A 16379-nucleotide genomic window follows, 5' to 3' on the forward strand; every position below is an offset into this window, starting at 1 on the left:
CTCTTACACATCTTACAGAACCGTAAGAGTATCTCTTTATTTTCAAATGAATGTAAGCGTTATCAAAATTTCTTTTTATTATTTTAAAAGGAGGAATTTGAATGGAGAATTCTCAATTGAATTTCGAAAAGAAGACGATTCGAAAGGTGACACGAAGAATTATCCCGTTACTATTTTTACTCTATATAATTTCTTATCTAGACAGGGCAAATGTGGGATATGCTGCATTGGAAATGAACGAAGCATTAGGACTAACAAGTAAAATGTTTGGTCTTGTGACAGGTATTTTTTTTATTGGTTATTTTCTCTTTGAAGTACCAAGTAATATTTTAATGCAAAAATTTGGGGCAAGAGTTTGGATTACTAGGATTCTCTTTACTTGGGGAATTATTTCTATGGCAACTGGGTTTGCTCAGAATGCTACCCAGCTTTATATTATTCGATTCCTTCTTGGAATAGCAGAAGCAGGTCTATTTCCTGGCATTATTCTATACCTTACTTATTGGTTCCGAGCTAAAGAAAGAGCAAGTACAATTGCGATGTTTATGACAGCAATCGCAGTTTCTTATATTATTGGAGCTCCCGTTTCTACCTTAATTATTGATCATATTCATTGGATGAATGTACCTGGATGGCGTTGGATGTTTATTATCGAAGGCGCCCCTGCTGTTATTTTAGGGTTTGTTACATATTTCTACTTAACAGATCGGCCAGAACAAGCAAAGTGGTTAACAGCTGAAGAAAAAAATTGGTTGATGTCAGAATTAAGAAAGGACGAGGAGCTAAGAGAAAAGAAAGGCCGACAAGCCTCTAGTCATAAGACGGCCTTGACTGATCCTAAACTGTGGTACCTCGCCTTAATTTACTTTGTATATACTGCAGGTACACTGGGCGTTGGTTATTGGATGCCCCAAATTATTAAAGGTTTATCTAGCTTTTTATCAAATACCCAGATCGGCTTCATTGCTACAATCCCTTACATTATTGCTTCAATCGTCATGAATTACTGGTCAAGACGCTCAGATCGCACTGGTGAAAGACGTATGCACACAGCTTTACCGTTACTCGTAGCTGGTTTAACGTTACTCAGTGTAGGAATGGTGTCCAATCCATTTATTGCAATAATTTTTATCACTATTTCATTGGCAGCCATGTATTGTTTTAAAGGTCCTTTTTGGTCATTACCTACTATGATATTGAGTCCAGCCACAGTAGCTGTTGGAATTGCAGTCATTAATTCAATTGGAAGTCTAGGAGGTTTTGTTGGCCCTTATGCAGTTGGATGGCTAAAAGATTATACAGGAAAAATGCAGGCCGGTTTGATTTTCTTAAGTATGATTTTAATAATAGCTTTCCTATTAGTATTAGCTATGAAATTTGAGCAAAGAAGAACTCCCTTAAAGGGTCAGAAGGAAATAGGGGAAATCCGACTTGAAAAATAATTTCTCTACAATCTAAGCAGATCAATGATCTGCTTTTTTCTAGTGAGATCAGCCTGTATCTTAGAGCCTATAGCGTGTATATACAAGGTTGGCCTAAAGCGGTTTGATGACGTTTTACATATATGATAACAGGTGGAATTATGGTATCATTTTAAAATATATACAGCTGAGGCTGACGTTTATCCAAATGCGGTAGGACAAAAAAAGGGGTTGTTTACTTGAATTCAAAACAGCAGCCGACGACTAGAAAACGCTTGGAGACAATGGCAGATCATGTTGAAGATAAACGTGAAGAATATAAAGAATTGCTCATTCAAGTTCAATCTATTCTCGGTGAACCTTCTTTAGAGCAGGAAGAAGTGAAAGAGAAGCTGTCAGATACGTATAAACAAATGAAAGAATATGCTTTATTTGTTGAATCCATTGAAGCCTTTATTCGAAAAATGGCGAAAGAGTCCGATCAGCAAAAATAATAGGCATTCATGTATGGATAAAAGAGTGTACCTGCTTGCGGGTACGCTTTTTTGGATTATGACTGATTATTCAGAAATTTAAATGAAAGCGTCGACATTTATATTGTCATGATCAATAATAAATAAAAAATTCATCTGAGCATGTACAGGAGGAACGATATGAACCATACAACCAAGAAATGCCTGATCACCTTTATGATTGTCCTATTTTCTATGAGTTTTCTTTTTCCTTCCGTTTCTTCTGCCCGAAATCATACGTCGTATGCTGCATCAATTGCTTCAGTCCCATCTGGTCAATATTATCGTTCACAAGAGTTAGCTCTGCATTCTCACGTTCAAAAAGCTTCTCTTTATTACACAACAGATGGCAGCCAGCCGACAACTCAAAGTCAGTTATACAAAAAGCCCATTCATATCGAAACTGATACGACTTTAAAAGTAAGCGTTTACAAGAAAAACCGCCGCCTTTCCACGTCTACGTACAATTATCGCTTTGTCACACGAGAGGACATTGCATCATCTTTTTTATCTTTCGAATACAAAGGAATGCCTTACCGTCTGTATATTCCAAAAAACCGTAAGAGGGGTAAAGCCTATCCTCTAGTTCTGTTCTTACATGGAGGCGGGGAGAGGGGAACAGACAATCAAAAGCAGTTACTTGCGAATGATGGTGCAGCTTTATGGGCTTCCCCTGAAGTCCAAAAGAAACATCCTTCGTACGTACTTGCACCTCAGGCGCGAAATGCTGTCGATGGAGGCTTTGCATTAACAAGAAATCCGCAAAATGAAATTGATCTGACGAACGTGTTTCAATTTTCACCAGATTTACACAAAGCTTATGATGTCCTTCAGCATGTGTTAACTTCTTATCAGATTGATCAGAAAAGGATTTATGCGACGGGTTTATCACAAGGTGGATTTGGCACGTACCAGTTGAACACCACATATCCTCGTTTGTTTGCAGCAATGATTCCTATTGCGGGGGGAGCAGATCCAAGTAAGGCAGGAATTTTAGCAAACAAGCCAATATGGGCATTTCATGCAGAAGATGATTCCATTATTCCTATCAGCTATGCAAGAAATACAATTCAAGCTATTCAAAAAGCTGGCGGCCAGCCGCTTTATACGGAGTATGCAAGTAAGTATGGATATGACCATGCATCATGGACGCCTGCTTATGAGACGCCAGGCTTAACAGATTGGCTGTTTGCACAGAGACGAAGCTTTCGATAAACAAAAACCGATTCACCTCCTAACAAGGCGAATCGGTTTTTTCTGTTTTATTTGTCAAAACGATGAGCAGAATGTTTTGTCGGTCCAATGTATTCGTTTAGCTGGAAAGAGCCTTTAATGGCAGCCGTGATGAATTCTTTTGCTGCATAAATGGCTTCTTTCACGTCTGATCCGTTCGCTAGTTCAGCTGTGACTGCTGCTGAGAATGTGCAGCCTGCGCCGTGTGTGTATTCTGTGTCGATTTTATCTGTTTCAAGGCGTTCGAAGGTTTGTCCATCATAAAGTAAATCGATGGCTTTGTCTTCGCTGAGCTTACCGCCTCCAGTGATAACCACATACTTTGCACCAAGTTCGTGAATGCGTTTTGCTGCTTCTTCCATTTGTTCGATCGTTTTAATCTCGCCGATTCCGCTTAATTGACCTGCTTCGAAAAGATTAGGTGTGATAACGGTTGCCAGTGGCGTGAGCTTTTCACGCAGTGCTTCCGCGTGCTCTGGGTAAAGGACTTCGTTTGCACCCTTACAAACCATGACAGGATCAATGACGACATTTTTTAGGTCATATGTTTTGATGGTGTCAGCTGCAAGCTCGATCACGTCGACGGTAGGAAGCATACCCGTTTTCAGTGCATCTACACCAATGCCTTCTACAATGGTAGAGAGCTGCGCGCGAATTGTCGCCGTATCAATTGGAAACACCTGATGATCCCAATGATTATGTGGGTCCATTGCAACGACAACGGTTAAAGCTGTCATCCCGTAGACGTTTTTTTCTTGAAATGTTTTTAAATCTGCTTGGATACCTGCACCGCCGCTTGAATCCGAACCTGCGATGGTGAGTGCTTTATTCATAGACATAGTTGCTGAACCTCCAATGTGATGTGTAGCAGTTATTGTTCTATCCCTTATTATAATCAGCTTTTCCGTTTATCACAATGAAACGGCATAAAAAAGCGTTCCTCTCTTCGGAACGCCTCTCTTTCTTACCTTTTACAAATCACCAATTTCCCTTTTTTCAGCTCGTCTAAAAGCGTTAAGGCTAACTCTTGATCGGCCCCAGTTGACATCATTTTGGCCATCAGTTCATCATCCCGGGTGCGAATGACATTGGCGACTTGATCCAAAATTCCTTGATCGACCGCTGTCATGCTTTTGGCGTCTGTATGCTCTGTTACTGTATCAGAGCGTTCTGGGTCGTAGGCAAAAACAAAAACAGCGTCCTTTGATGATCCCGATGAATGAATGTGGTCAATGGTCTGTTTTGCTTCTTTACTATTCTCCACCGTGATATATTCCATCATCATCACTCCTTTTCATCAAAATTCCCATTTTCCCATCAAATCAAACCGCCTTTTATATCATGAGAAGAAAGTCAATTTATGTTTTAATGGAAAAAGACGAATCTATTAAAGGAGTAAGCTGCATATGAAGATTTCCTTATTAATTGTGACACATAACCGGCTCAGCGCACTGTGTGAGCTGCTTGAATCCATTACAAGACAAACCGTACAGCCTTTTGAAATTGTTGTCGTCAATGATGCAGGAGAGCGAGTCGACATCATTCAGGAACTTTACCCTGAGCTTCCGATCCGCTTGATTCATTTAGATGAGAATGTCCAGCATGTGAATGCCAGAAATGTGGGAGTGCGGGAGCTGACAGGCGACGTCATCATGCTGAGTGACGACGATGATTACTTCACATCTTGTCATATCGAACGCATGAGCAAGGCGCTGGAGGATGCCGATTTTGTCTTTTCTGATGCAGAAATTGTATCATTTGAAGAAAAAGGCGCGACCCGTTTTCCGCTGTCGAGACGTTTGTTTGCTTATACAGCAGATATTGAGGATATGCGTGTCTTTTCTACATATGTTCCTTCGGGCAGTATGTACAAACGCTGTATACACGATGAGATTGGCTATTTTGATCCAGCGATGCATCATTATTGGGACTGGGACTTCTTTTTGCGTGTATCACAGCATGCCCGAGTGAAACGAGTGCCAGCTGCGAGCGTGATCTATGCGTTTTTTGACGGCGGTGGAAATCAGTCTAGTGATCTTGGTGAAACAAGGAAAAACTACTTAGATGATCTAAGTGAAAAGCATGAACTGGGGGATCTGCCGACAGCGAACTTTGCTATATTATTAGAAGAACCAGCGATGAAAAAAAGAGAATCAGAGAGTGAGATTGTGTGGGATGGAAAACCGATGATCTCCAGACTAGCGCAGCAAGTAGAAGGAGGAAAACCACAATGAAGCCATTTTTAAATGATAGCTGGTGGGCTGTGATGAAAAGTGAATTTGAACAGCCGTATTATCAGGAATTACGTGAATGGATGAAGGAAGAATATCGCACGCAGACCGTTTTTCCAAAACCAGATGACGTGTATCGTGCTCTTCATTTGACGTCATATGAAAAGGTCAAAGTGGTGATTTTAGGACAAGACCCTTATCATGGCCCAGGGCAGGCACATGGATTAAGCTTTTCTGTTCAGCCGGGCGTCAAACATCCGCCATCTTTGAGAAATATTTTTCAGGAGCTAAAGGATGATCTTGGCTGTCCTGTTCCAAACCACGGCTCACTTGTCAGCTGGGCAGAGCAGGGTGTGCTGCTTTTAAACACTGTGCTGACTGTGAGAAAAGGCGAGGCGAATTCTCATAAAGGCAAGGGCTGGGAACGTGTGACAGACCGCGTGATTGATGTGCTGAATCAGCGTGAACAGCCCGTCGTTTTTGTGTTATGGGGTAGACATGCTCAAAACAAGAAAGAACGCATTGATCAAAACAAGCATTTCATCATTGAGTCACCTCATCCAAGTCCTTTTTCTGCAAGAAACGGCTTTTTTGGCAGCCGGCCGTTTTCAAAGGTAAACGCGTATTTAAAGCAAATGGGGATTGAAGAAATCAATTGGTGTATCAAGGATATTGAATGAAAATAGGACGAGGGGAGAGACCCTTCGTCCTGTTTATTTTAAAAATTTACGAACCAAGTCGAGTCCGTTTTTCGCATTAGGATAACGGAAGTAAAAATCGAAGAGATTGGTTTGCCGCAGGACGCTTTTTTCATGCGTAAAAGTGAAGAAGCTGTCCTTCCCGTGATATCGCCCCATGCCGCTTTCGCCGACGCCTCCGAATGGCAGGTAAGGTGTAGCGACATGCATAAGCGTGTCATTGATACATCCTCCGCCAAATGAGAGGTTGTCTAGAATATAGGTTTCTGTTTCTTTATTTGTTGTAAATAAGTAAAGCGCAAGCGGCTTTGGCCTTGCTTTGATCATATGAACTGCTTCATGCAGAGAATCAAAGGTCATGACAGGCAGAATCGGTCCGAAAATTTCCTCCTGCATGACGGGATCATCCCATGTGATGTGGTCTAAAATGGTCGGAGCGATTTTGAGCTCCTGTTCATTGCGCTGTCCACCTGTGACGATCGTTCCATTTGAGAGAAATTGTGTAAGCCTGTCAAAATGACGCTGGCTGACATTTTTTCCAAAGTGCGGATGCGTTTCGGGATGTTCACCATAAAAGTCACGGATACAGGCCGTCATTTCTCGCAAAAGTTCCTCTTTGATGGATTCATGAACGAGCAAATAGTCTGGTGCAATGCAGGTTTGCCCTGCATTGGTGAATTTTCCAAAGGTGATCCGCTTCGCTGCTAATTTGATGTCGGCATCAGGCATGACGATGCTGGGACTTTTTCCGCCAAGCTCAAGTGTGACAGGGGTCAAATGTTTTGCGGCGGCTTCCATGACGACTTTGCCAACTGCCACACTTCCAGTAAAGAAGATATAATCAAAGGGCAGTTTCAGCAGTTCTGTACTGACTTCAACACCGCCCTCTACGACAGCCGCATGGTCTTCTTGAAATACACGTTTGATGATAGTGCTGAGCACTTGTGAGACTGCCGGCGTAAGCTCAGACGGCTTTAAAATCACGGCATTTCCCGCAGAAATCGCACCGACTAATGGAGAAAGGGCCAATTGGAAAGGATAGTTCCAAGGAGCAATGATGAGCACACTTCCATAGGGTTCCTTGATGATCATGCTTTTTGATCCGATATGAGTCAGCGGTGTTTTCACGCGAGTTGGCTTCGCCCATTTGTGAAGGTGCTTGAGGGTATGATTGATTTCTTCATACACCATCCCGATCTCTGTTGTATAGGCTTCCTGTTCGGATTTATGTAAATCATGGGCTAAGGCCTGTAAAATATCCTTTTCATGCTGTTTGATTGCTGCTTTTAAGTCTTGAAGAATGCGGATGCGTTCTTGAACCGCTGGCTTCTGAAAGACTTTTTGTTTCTGAAATAGAGCAGTGAGCTTGTCCATTATTCAATCCTTTCATAGACGATGTTGTTTCTTTTATTATGTGTGAATGAAGATGACGGGTCAAATAAGAGAGTCGTGAGCGCACTGCTTTGAAAAAATGAACCCATTTGGTTTGTTCATTTGGTAAAATAATGTTGAAAAGAGATTTTTTTAGATTGGAGGGTCTACCCTTGAATATTCATATATCAAGCCTGCTTCAAAAAATGGAGGAAGCGGTTCAAAAAGCAAAACAAAGTGGAAATGATGAAGAGGTGAAACGTCAAGTGGCGGCCATTTCTTCACTATGTGATGTCATTCTCGACGCACCATCACAGGTGCAAATGCCGCAGTCGCCGGTCATTTCACCACCTCCATCGATACATACACCATCAGCGCCATCTGTGTCTGCAGATCAAGCCATGCTGGAGAAACTAATGGGTACAAGTGGCGCGAAGAAATTTCAGCAAAATGATGAGGGTCAAAAAGAGAAGGACGGGAACGGCGACTCTATTTTTGATTTTTAATGGTCTTGTCACGACAAAGGGAAGGTGATCGGTTTGAAACTATTTTTGGGCGCCATTCAGTGGATGGCATTTTTTATCGCAGCTTCTATTGCCGTACCAATTGCGATTGCACAAGCATTTGAATTGAACCAAGTGCAATCGGCGGAGCTGATTCAAAGTACGTTCTTTTCACTTGGTCTTGTGGCAATGGTGCAGTGTTTATGCGGCCATATGCTGCCGATTAATGAAAGTCCAGCAGGGCTTTGGTGGGGTGTGTATACCCTTTATGCCGGCATGACAGGTACAATCTTTGCGACGTATCCTGAAACCCTGCAAGCATTACAAGGGGCTTTAATTTTTAGTGCTGTTTTCTTTTTTATTTTTAGTCTATTTAAAATCATCAATTGGCTCGCGTCTTTATTTACGCCAGTCGTCACAGGCATTTACTTGCTGCTGCTTGTTGTGCAGCTAAGTCAGCCAATTATGAAAGGGCTGATGGGCATCGGCTATCGGGGAAATCAAGTAGACGGGCTTGTCTTTTGCTTATCGATCTTGATTATTATCCTCACCTTCATGATCAGCCGCTCAAAATGGCATTACTTGAGACAGTTTTCTGTGTTATTCGCACTTGCAGGCGGATGGCTGTTATTCGCTCTACTCGGATTGGCGAAGCCGGTTCGAATTCCAGAACAAATCATCGAGTTTCCGAAGCTGTTTCCATTCGGTATGCCGGTCTTTGACAGTGGATTGCTTGTCACGTCCTTTTTTATAACGATTTTACTCATTGTGAACATGCTGGCAAGTATTCGAATTGTGGAAAGCTCAGTGAAGGCATTTGGTGAACTGCGTGAGCGGAAAAGAGCACGTCCTGCTGGTTTTGTCGCAGCATTTGGTCATTTATTAAGCGGGCTGATCGGGGCGATTGCGCCTGTACCTATTTCTGGGGCAGCCGGATTTATCCAGACAACCAAAATTCCTTCGAGAAAGCCTTTTTTCATAGGAAGTCTGCTTGTGGTTCTCATTAGTTTGTTTCCCCTGCTCATGAGCTTTTTCTCTGCATTGCCATCACCTGTGGGGCTTGCTGTAAACTTTGTGGTCTTCTCTTCTATGATTGGGATTGCGATGTCGGAGTTTGATCAGTATGAGAAAGAAGAAATTCCGCGCATTCGCTTTGTTCTTGGTATTGCTGTTTTAGCAGGCGTAGGGGCGATGTTTGTGCCTCAGGGGGCCTTGAAAGGGATGCATCCTGTGCTCATTTCATTATTAAGCAACGGTCTTGTTCTAGGCACACTCATTGCGATCGTGGTCGACCAAGTCTTGTTACGAAAGAAAAAGAAATCCGACAATCTCGTGTCAACGTAAAGGGAAAGTTGAATGTCGCCCTTCACCCGCGCTATGATAAATATAATTGACGAGATAAGGAGAATGACGAATGAAACTATTTTTCATTTTAGGAGCCATTAACGCCATGCTTGCTGTTGGACTTGGAGCCTTCGGTGCGCACGGTCTAGAAGGGAAAATCCCTGAAAAATATATAGAAATATGGAATAAAGGTGTTCAATATCAGATGTTCCATGCGATAGGACTATTTATTGTCGCCTTTCTTGCAGATAAGCTATCAGGTGTTTCCCTAGTTCCAACCGCTGGCTGGGTGATGCTTGCAGGCATCCTTTTCTTCTCAGGAAGCCTTTATGTGCTGGCATTGACGCAGGTGAAGATTCTAGGTGCCATTACTCCTATTGGCGGAGTAGCATTTATCGCCTCTTGGATCATGCTGGTCATTGCAGCAGCAAAAAATTTATAAGCCAATAAACCGATGCTCTCATAGGGGCATCGGTTTTTTTCTTAACTCCAGTAAGGGGTATAGTTGGGCGGTGCTTGATAATATGGGACGTAGTGAGATGGAGGGACAGGATGCGTTTGAGACTCTTCCTCCCGGTGGCAAAATGGTCCGATAAACACACTTGGTTTCACAGGCTTTATCGCCTGCTTCCACTGTGTTTCGTTCATGCAATAAGTATGGGCCATGATGTGAGAAGGGGTGAGGGTGAGAAGGTCTGAGCCTAGGATCACTTCAGGTGTAGATGCGTTAAAAATAGCTAACAAATGAGTTCTGTCTTGGAGAGCGACTTCATAGTGCCACCAGCCTTGAGGCACGTTTGCCACCTGTCCAGGTGTGATGGTGTAGGTGTGCAGTTTTTTTGTAAATGGATTCAGCATCGATACGGCAGCAGAACCGGCTATACAATAAACAAGCTCTGCGGCATTTTGATGATAATGAGGCTCTACGACTTTGCTTTTACTCAAATATATATCCAGCAGGGACACTTGATCCAACGAGTTTAATTGTTTTTTTCCTAACACATTAATCAGGTTATGCTGATCGAATTTCACAAGGGGGCTTTGATTCAGGTCGTATGAAAATTTGACATTTGGTGATGTATAATCCAGCTCAACAGTCATTGATGTCACCTCTAGGCTTTTGATAAAAACTACTAGGCATTTTATGAGTAGCGCCCTAGAGGTGTGACAAAAACCTAGACAAAAGAAAAAAGCAAGGGCACCTGAGCCTTGCTTTTGCCATGCTTGACGTTATCTCGGAGAATATGTTGACATCGAATAAGGATAATCATATTGAATTTCTCCATCAAACGTAATGTAATCAAGATAGATTGTTAATAGTAAGTATCGTGTTCCTGTCTTATTATCACTAATGATAATGTGGTCACGCCCTGCAGCTTCTATGACGCCTCTAAAAATCTTCGAATTCCATTCCTTGCTCGCCTCAAACGTCATATAAATCGTGGCTACCTTGCCGCGGTTCAATCGTAAAATATTTTCAATATAGGACTGCTCAATAGGCAGCTGCCCGGTGACATTCTGCTGATAAACCGGTCCAGAAGGAATTTGATAGGGCTGACCGCCGCCCTGCGTTCCTTGGCCTCCTTGTGAAGTACCGGTAGACGGCATTGGTGAAAACCCCTGCTGCATTTGACCCTGCGTTTGGGGAGGGACTGAATAACCCATCTGCTGCGCAGGATACGGATTTGCTCCATATTGTTGCTGGCGGAAATCTTGACCTTCGAAACCCGAACCTTGCCCAAATTGATTTTTCAATTTCATAACGTTCCTCCTCTTTCCTCATGGTGTTCTAAACAGAAGGCGCTAAAGCACCTGTTGTTTCCATAGCATTCTTTCTCTCTTTCACACTATGAGACAGGAGGGGAGAATATGTACATTGAACGAAAAAAAGGAACTGCTATGCAATTCCTCAGCGTGAAGACAATCCCTCGTATTCTATCGGTACTCGTCCTTTTTACATGATCCAGTTTATAGCGTGCTGAATATCAAATAAAAGTGTCATGATGAGAAAAAACGCGGCGAGCGGTGTAATCACAATGATGAAGGATTGCCATAATCTGAGCTTCATCACAGCGACAATTCCTAAAACAGCCATTCCCAATATCCACGTCTTTGCATATGCTTCCGTAAGAGGTAAAAGATCGAGATAATACCATACTTCATAATGCTGATCTAAATATGGTGAGATTTTAACAAACGTATACGGACCTAGCATCCCAACAGTGAAAATCCAAGTAAGTGAAAATAAAGCAGAAGGGAAAAAGACCGTCAGTGTGCAGGCTTTGAGTATATCTCGATACGCCGTTTGACAGCCGAAAAAGAGACGTCCTAACCACTTGATGATGAGGACACCGAAAAATAGAATCATATTGCCTGCCAAAATACCATATCCCGCTCCTTGTAACAGAATAAAAGGGAATGGAATATGATTGCCCATATACTCGCTAAAATACCCTTCGTAGATCCAGCCCGTACCGGCGATACTTGCAAGGAGCATCATCAGCCAAATGGGAATATTGGAATGTTGATATGAGCGAATAATCGTTTTTGTCGCGACGAAAATTTTAAAAAATCGAAAAAATCCTTTTACTTCCTCTTCTTGGGAGTGATCATTCTTCATAGCTTCCAATGTTCTTTACTCCTTTAATACACACAAATGATTACTTATATTACCAAAAAGTTCGCATTTTTCAAAGATAGATCAATAAAAAAATACAATTTTATAAAAAATAGGTCACTCTACAGTCTCTTTAAGAGGAGACACATATGATAAACATAGTTTGAAAGAGACCGAGGTGAAAACTTTGACAAAAGTAACTGTCATTATGACGAGCTACAACAAGGCGGCTTACGTCGGCAGATCGATTGAAGCGGTCCTGCAGCAGACGCTGTCAGACTTTGAACTTTTTATCATGGATGATGGATCAAACGAAAAAACCCTTGCTGCTATTGAACCGTTTCGCAAAGATCCCCGCGTTCATTTTATCCAAAGCGGTGTCAAAACGCTGGAAGAGAGAACAGCGAAAACTCGCTACGCCGTGCTGATTAATCAAGCATTAGAACTGGCAAAAGGGGAGTATATTTCCTATGCCACAGATGACAATGTCTACGCCCCGGACCGTTTAGAGAAGCTCACTCATTATCTAGATGCCCATCCAGGTAAGGATATTGTCTATTCTAGTTCTAAAGTGATCTATTTAAATAGCAAAAAAGAGCCAGTGAAGGAAACGATTCGGCCGGCGCAAACAGTGCAATGGAATGCCCCCTGCGCCATAGATCATTGCTCGGTCGTGCATCGTACATCCATTTTATCAAAAATTCATGAGGAATTTGGGTCTTACTGGGACGAGAGTCCGCATTTTTATCGAATAGGGGATGCCCGTTTCTTTTTCCGGTTAAATCATTTTTATCCGTTCTATCCCTTTGATGAAATATTAGATACAAATTACATTACAGAACAGTCCATTCATTATCAGCTGGCAGAAGAAGAGAAAAGTGCCTTTATTCAAGCACTTCCCGAGCAGTCCACCTGCTGGGAGCTTCGCAGTATATTAAAACAAAGACATGGGAGGTGACCTGAAGTGACGCACTATATTCATCATTATTGGCAGGTGTATTTTGAGTATGTGAATCTGATGAAGGATTTGTCCTACAAGCAAATTCCTCTTGGGCTGATCAGTAATTTTTATCAATATATCAGTCCTGAAGTGAGGGAACGCATGGAAGATGAGGCATTCGGTCAAGAACTGACAACCGCTTGTCCATTACCGGAAGAGATTCAGCCATTTTTTGATCAGCATAAACAGCAGATCAAGCGTATTGATTATCGTCCGGCGAATGGAAAGGTATTGCTTCACTTTGAACACCTGCGTTTTACGGAACAAAATTACACGCGGTTCCATCCAAACCAAACGGTGGTGCTCGCTCGCTGGAAGAAGGCGGATTATTACGGATTACCCGTGATCAGTAAGCCGGAATTAGCCGGAGAGGTTAATAAAGAAGCCCACGCTGAATATATTGAAAAAGCAAATGCTCTTCTTAAACCTTACGCTCACCACCCTGTCTTTGGCAATGTCTTTTTTAGAGAAAAACTGCGAAAGGACATTGTGCAATTTATTGATGTCATTGACCAGATAGAAATGCTATTTCAAATGCAGCCGATTGCAGCTGTTATTGTTGGAACGACAGAGGATGTCTACAGCCGCGTACTCGCTTTGCAAACAGTGAAACGCCAGCTTACGAGTATCTGTCTTCAGCATGGCGCGCTTATGGGAGACGAAGCCTTTTTACCGATTTTTACGACTTGCCATGGGGTGTTTGGAAAGTATGAAAAGGATTGGTATGTAGACAAAGGCTGTCAGCCGGAACAGGTGGAAATCACAGGTCATCCGAGGTTTGATTTGGTGAAGGAGCGAACGCCGCTTCAACAGGATCTCATTTTTCGTAAATTGAATTTCAGTCCGGCTAAAAAGACTGTGCTTGTGGCAACGCAGCCGTTTTCTGAAGCCTTTTATGGCGATGTTCTTAAAACGATCGCCAAACGGAAAGACATTCAGCTGATCATGAAGCCGCATCCTTGGGAAATTGCTCGAAATCGATTAAATGACTATGTGTCTATTGAACGAGCGGGAAATCATGTGAAATTGATTAAAAAAGAAATTGATCTGTATGACCTGCTGCCATATGTGGATATCGTGATTACGCTCACATCCACAGTTGGTCTTGAAGCGATGCTTTTTGAAAAGAGTGTGCTGATCGGGAAAATGACAGAAGGCAGAAGATACCCATATTACGAGTCGCTTGGCAGCTATCATATGGAAAACCCTGTTGAACTAGCTGAGAAAGCCATTCGTATTTTGTCGGATGAACAAGAGATGAAACTGGCAAAGCAGCAAGGAGCACAGTTCATTAAACAGCATTATCCGCATGCGCGATCTATCGATGTTCTGCTTTCTCTGCTCAAAACAAAAACTGGTGTGGATTTTCAGAGATGAAGATAGGGGTGTGCAAGCGATATGGGAAAAAAGAGAGCACAATTTCTTCCTTATGCTCTGCCTTTCATTGAGCAGGAGGAAATTGATGAAGTCATTGGAACATTAAAGTCCGGCTGGCTGTCAACTGGACCAAAAGTAAGACAGTTTGAGGAAGAATTTCAGCAGCTGACAGGTGCAAAACATGCGATCGCTGTCAATTCATGTACGGCTGCTTTATTTTTAGCCTTAAAGGCAAGAGGGATTGGGACTGGGGATGAGGTGATTACAACCCCTCTGACATTCTGCGCAACAGCTAATACGATTATCCATACGGGGGCAGCGCCTGTATTTGTCGATATTGATCCAGCGACACTCAACCTGGATGCAGAGAAAATAGAAGCGGCCATTACACCACATACAAAAGCGATTGTTCCTGTTCACTTTGCCGGTCAATCGTGCGATATGGACCGAATTTTAGCGATTGCCAAAAAGTATGATCTATTTGTACTTGAAGATGCTGCCCATGCTCTTTACACAACGTACCACGGTCAGCCCGTTGGATCCATTGGTGATGCGACCGCTTTTAGCTTTTATGCAACGAAAAACCTAGCGACTGGTGAAGGCGGCATGCTGACAACAAATGATGATGCGCTTGCTGCTCGGATTAGAAGACTAGCGCTCCATGGGATGAGCAAGGGAGCGTGGAATCGTTATGGAGAAAAAGGAACGTGGTATTACGAGGTCGAGGAACCAGGCTATAAAATGAACATGTTTGACGTGCAGGCATCGTTAGGGCTTGTTCAGCTAAACCGTCTGGATGACATGCAGGCACGGAGAGAACAGATTGCAAAAGCATACAATCAGGCTTTTCAAAAAGAAGCGGGTCTGATCCTGCCGCCTGTGCATCAAGAAGGAAGACATGCATGGCATTTGTATGTACTGCAAGTGAATCCAAAAGAAGCATTCATCACGCGGGATGAACTGATTGATCAGCTGCAAAAGGAATATAAAATCGGCACGAGTGTTCACTTTATCCCTGTTCACTTGCATCCATACTATCAGGAAACATATCACTATTCACCAGAGGATTTCCCTGAGTCACTCGCATACTACAAGCAGACGCTCTCACTGCCGCTCTATCCAAGTATGAAAGATGAAGATGTGCAGGATGTTATCACAGCGGTGTTGTCTATTTTAAAAGAACAGAGGGCATCATCATGAAGGTCGTTCATGCTGTAGATGATCAGGTGCTCGCTGCTTGGCTGGAGAAATACGGTCAACAAGCGGAACAAATGAACGGCTTCAAGCAGTTTGCTCTTGTTAATGGCGCCCAGCTCAAAGCAGTCCTGTTATATGAATGGTCAAAATGGGAAAGCGGCATTTTTGATCAGCATATTTTTCATGTGAAGTTTGTAGAAGCGGAGTCAGCGTCTGCTTTTCAAGAATTGATGGAGCGTTTCATCAATTGGATGAGAACTGAAAAATGCGATTTTTTCTTTTTACGTCTTGAAGCGTCTGATCTTGAAAAAAACCGCATCGTCCAAAGGCTGTCACATGTGTACTATGTAGGCGGGCTCACTCGTCTTGAGGCGCCGCCTGTTCAAATGGAAATGCCATCAACAGGTGAAGATGTGGTCATCAGTCTGCCAGATGAAAAGGAATACGATGAGGCGGTGTCACTTGCTCATCAGGCTTTTGGGAAAAGCCGGTATGCACTTGATCCTTTTCTAGATCAGAATGTCGTCCAGCATTTTTTTCAAGAATGGATGAGAAATAATTTGCTTGGACGTGCAGATATCAATCTCACGGCAAAGGTGAACGGTGAAGTCATTGGATTGATCCAAGGTGTAACAAAGGGCGATGAACTAGTGCTTGATTTATTGTCCATTAGACCGGATGCACAAGGAAAAGGGATCGGAAAAAAGCTCGTGATGGCGATAATAAAAGCCTCTTATGAGAGAGGGCATCGGTTTATGTCTGCCGGAACTCAGATGCATAATACAACAGCGATTCAGCTGTACGAAAAGCTAGGCTTTAGAACAAAAAATGCCTTCTTGTATTACCATGTGTGGCCGAAAAAAGGAGAGAGGTAA

The 16379-nt window shown here is 42.7% G+C and carries 18 protein-coding genes; 12 read left to right on the forward strand and 6 right to left on the reverse strand.

The annotated features are described in order from the left end of the window. Positions 1-101 precede the first annotated feature (101 nt). The 3 genes from EV579_RS10880 (at position 102) to EV579_RS10890 (ending at position 3148) form a co-directional block, all read left to right on the forward strand. Entirely contained in the window at positions 102-1442 is a 1341-nt protein-coding gene (locus tag EV579_RS10880) for an MFS transporter (RefSeq protein WP_133744426.1), read from the forward strand. Between the two features lie 218 nt (positions 1443-1660). Further along, a complete protein-coding gene (locus tag EV579_RS10885; RefSeq protein ID WP_024423823.1) occupies positions 1661-1915 on the forward strand; it encodes a hypothetical protein in 255 nt (84 codons plus the stop codon). Positions 1916-2074: 159 nt separating this feature from the next. Continuing rightward, positions 2075-3148 (forward strand): chitobiase/beta-hexosaminidase C-terminal domain-containing protein, encoded by a 1074-nt coding sequence (locus EV579_RS10890; protein ID WP_133744427.1) that lies wholly within the window; start codon positions 2075-2077, stop codon positions 3146-3148. A 47-nt stretch (positions 3149-3195) separates the two neighbouring features. Here EV579_RS10890 and EV579_RS10895 read toward each other — a convergent pair whose 3' ends face one another. Both EV579_RS10895 and EV579_RS10900 read right to left on the reverse strand, forming a co-directional pair. Further along, entirely contained in the window at positions 3196-4005 is an 810-nt protein-coding gene (locus tag EV579_RS10895; RefSeq protein ID WP_024426411.1) for a bifunctional hydroxymethylpyrimidine kinase/phosphomethylpyrimidine kinase, read from the reverse strand. A gap of 125 nt (positions 4006-4130) precedes the next feature. Next, positions 4131-4445, reverse strand: a complete 315-nt coding sequence (locus tag EV579_RS10900; RefSeq protein ID WP_024423820.1) for a YflT domain-containing protein — start codon at positions 4443-4445, stop codon at positions 4131-4133. Between the two features lie 127 nt (positions 4446-4572). Between EV579_RS10900 and EV579_RS10905 the strand changes: the two genes are divergently transcribed. Together EV579_RS10905 and EV579_RS10910 are read left to right on the forward strand one after the other, a co-directional pair. Further along, positions 4573-5400, forward strand: coding sequence for a glycosyltransferase family 2 protein (locus EV579_RS10905; protein ID WP_075621533.1), 828 nt, complete (start codon positions 4573-4575; stop codon positions 5398-5400). After that, the gene (locus EV579_RS10910; RefSeq protein ID WP_024426408.1) at positions 5397-6077 is read left to right on the forward strand and encodes a uracil-DNA glycosylase; all 681 of its coding nucleotides are present in this window, start codon (positions 5397-5399) and stop codon (positions 6075-6077) included. Before EV579_RS10905 ends, EV579_RS10910 begins: the two co-directional genes overlap by 4 nt. 33 nt (positions 6078-6110) lie before the next feature. On the opposite strand, the gene EV579_RS10915 is transcribed toward EV579_RS10910, so the two are convergent. Continuing rightward, positions 6111-7469 carry an aldehyde dehydrogenase gene (locus EV579_RS10915; RefSeq protein WP_133744428.1) on the reverse strand — a complete coding sequence of 453 codons (1359 nt, stop codon included), beginning with the start codon at positions 7467-7469 and terminating at the stop codon, positions 6111-6113. A gap of 170 nt (positions 7470-7639) precedes the next feature. On the opposite strand from EV579_RS10915, the gene EV579_RS10920 reads away from it, so the two are divergent. From EV579_RS10920 to EV579_RS10930, 3 genes are all read left to right on the forward strand, one after another. After that, positions 7640-7972 carry a YwdI family protein gene (locus EV579_RS10920; RefSeq protein WP_133744429.1) on the forward strand — a complete coding sequence of 111 codons (333 nt, stop codon included), beginning with the start codon at positions 7640-7642 and terminating at the stop codon, positions 7970-7972. 33 nt (positions 7973-8005) lie between these two features. Continuing rightward, a complete protein-coding gene (locus EV579_RS10925) occupies positions 8006-9313 on the forward strand; it encodes a purine/pyrimidine permease (protein WP_024426406.1) in 1308 nt (435 codons plus the stop codon). 70 nt (positions 9314-9383) lie between these two features. Beyond that, the gene (locus EV579_RS10930) at positions 9384-9755 is read left to right on the forward strand and encodes a DUF423 domain-containing protein (protein ID WP_003215282.1); all 372 of its coding nucleotides are present in this window, start codon (positions 9384-9386) and stop codon (positions 9753-9755) included. Between the two features lie 41 nt (positions 9756-9796). Here the strand turns inward: EV579_RS10930 and EV579_RS10935 are convergent, their stop codons facing one another. From EV579_RS10935 to EV579_RS10945, 3 genes are all read right to left on the reverse strand, one after another. Continuing rightward, on the reverse strand, positions 9797-10414 hold the full coding sequence (locus tag EV579_RS10935) for a cupin domain-containing protein (protein ID WP_024423814.1): 618 nt from the start codon (positions 10412-10414) through the stop codon (positions 9797-9799). 129 nt (positions 10415-10543) lie between these two features. Then, the gene (gene gerQ, locus EV579_RS10940) at positions 10544-11074 is read right to left on the reverse strand and encodes a spore coat protein GerQ (protein WP_024426405.1); all 531 of its coding nucleotides are present in this window, start codon (positions 11072-11074) and stop codon (positions 10544-10546) included. A gap of 193 nt (positions 11075-11267) precedes the next feature. Continuing rightward, entirely contained in the window at positions 11268-11933 is a 666-nt protein-coding gene (locus EV579_RS10945; RefSeq protein ID WP_225315512.1) for a YIP1 family protein, read from the reverse strand. Positions 11934-12117: 184 nt separating this feature from the next. Between EV579_RS10945 and EV579_RS10950 the strand changes: the two genes are divergently transcribed. The 4 genes from EV579_RS10950 to EV579_RS10965 are packed head-to-tail and all read left to right on the forward strand — an operon-like array spanning position 12118 to position 16379. After that, positions 12118-12888 (forward strand): glycosyltransferase family 2 protein, encoded by a 771-nt coding sequence (locus EV579_RS10950; RefSeq protein ID WP_024423812.1) that lies wholly within the window; start codon positions 12118-12120, stop codon positions 12886-12888. 6 nt (positions 12889-12894) lie between these two features. Beyond that, on the forward strand, positions 12895-14307 hold the full coding sequence (locus EV579_RS10955) for a capsular polysaccharide export protein, LipB/KpsS family (protein WP_133744430.1): 1413 nt from the start codon (positions 12895-12897) through the stop codon (positions 14305-14307). Between the two features lie 21 nt (positions 14308-14328). Beyond that, positions 14329-15507, forward strand: coding sequence for a DegT/DnrJ/EryC1/StrS family aminotransferase (locus EV579_RS10960; RefSeq protein ID WP_073207815.1), 1179 nt, complete (start codon positions 14329-14331; stop codon positions 15505-15507). Further along, on the forward strand, positions 15504-16379 hold the full coding sequence (locus EV579_RS10965) for a GNAT family N-acetyltransferase (RefSeq protein WP_133744431.1): 876 nt from the start codon (positions 15504-15506) through the stop codon (positions 16377-16379). The genes EV579_RS10960 and EV579_RS10965 overlap by 4 nt, the downstream gene beginning before the upstream one ends.

It is taken from the genome of Bacillus sp. BK450 (assembly GCF_004364885.1).
Lineage (GTDB): Bacteria > Bacillota > Bacilli > Bacillales > Bacillaceae > Bacillus > Bacillus safensis.

Coding starts and splice junctions, on each gene's coding strand:
- EV579_RS10960 (WP_073207815.1), top strand. CDS start 14,329: ATGGGAAAAAAGAGAGCACAATTTCTTCCTTATGCTCTGCCTTTCATT.
- EV579_RS10965 (WP_133744431.1), top strand. CDS start 15,504: ATGAAGGTCGTTCATGCTGTAGATGATCAGGTGCTCGCTGCTTGGCTG.
- EV579_RS10880 (WP_133744426.1), top strand. CDS start 102: ATGGAGAATTCTCAATTGAATTTCGAAAAGAAGACGATTCGAAAGGTG.
- EV579_RS10915 (WP_133744428.1), bottom strand. CDS start 7,469: ATGGACAAGCTCACTGCTCTATTTCAGAAACAAAAAGTCTTTCAGAAG.
- gerQ (WP_024426405.1), bottom strand. CDS start 11,074: ATGAAATTGAAAAATCAATTTGGGCAAGGTTCGGGTTTCGAAGGTCAA.
- EV579_RS10900 (WP_024423820.1), bottom strand. CDS start 4,445: ATGGAATATATCACGGTGGAGAATAGTAAAGAAGCAAAACAGACCATT.
- EV579_RS10935 (WP_024423814.1), bottom strand. CDS start 10,414: ATGACTGTTGAGCTGGATTATACATCACCAAATGTCAAATTTTCATAC.
- EV579_RS10890 (WP_133744427.1), top strand. CDS start 2,075: ATGAACCATACAACCAAGAAATGCCTGATCACCTTTATGATTGTCCTA.
- EV579_RS10945 (WP_225315512.1), bottom strand. CDS start 11,933: ATGAAGAATGATCACTCCCAAGAAGAGGAAGTAAAAGGATTTTTTCGA.
- EV579_RS10895 (WP_024426411.1), bottom strand. CDS start 4,005: ATGTCTATGAATAAAGCACTCACCATCGCAGGTTCGGATTCAAGCGGC.
- EV579_RS10910 (WP_024426408.1), top strand. CDS start 5,397: ATGAAGCCATTTTTAAATGATAGCTGGTGGGCTGTGATGAAAAGTGAA.
- EV579_RS10930 (WP_003215282.1), top strand. CDS start 9,384: ATGAAACTATTTTTCATTTTAGGAGCCATTAACGCCATGCTTGCTGTT.
- EV579_RS10905 (WP_075621533.1), top strand. CDS start 4,573: ATGAAGATTTCCTTATTAATTGTGACACATAACCGGCTCAGCGCACTG.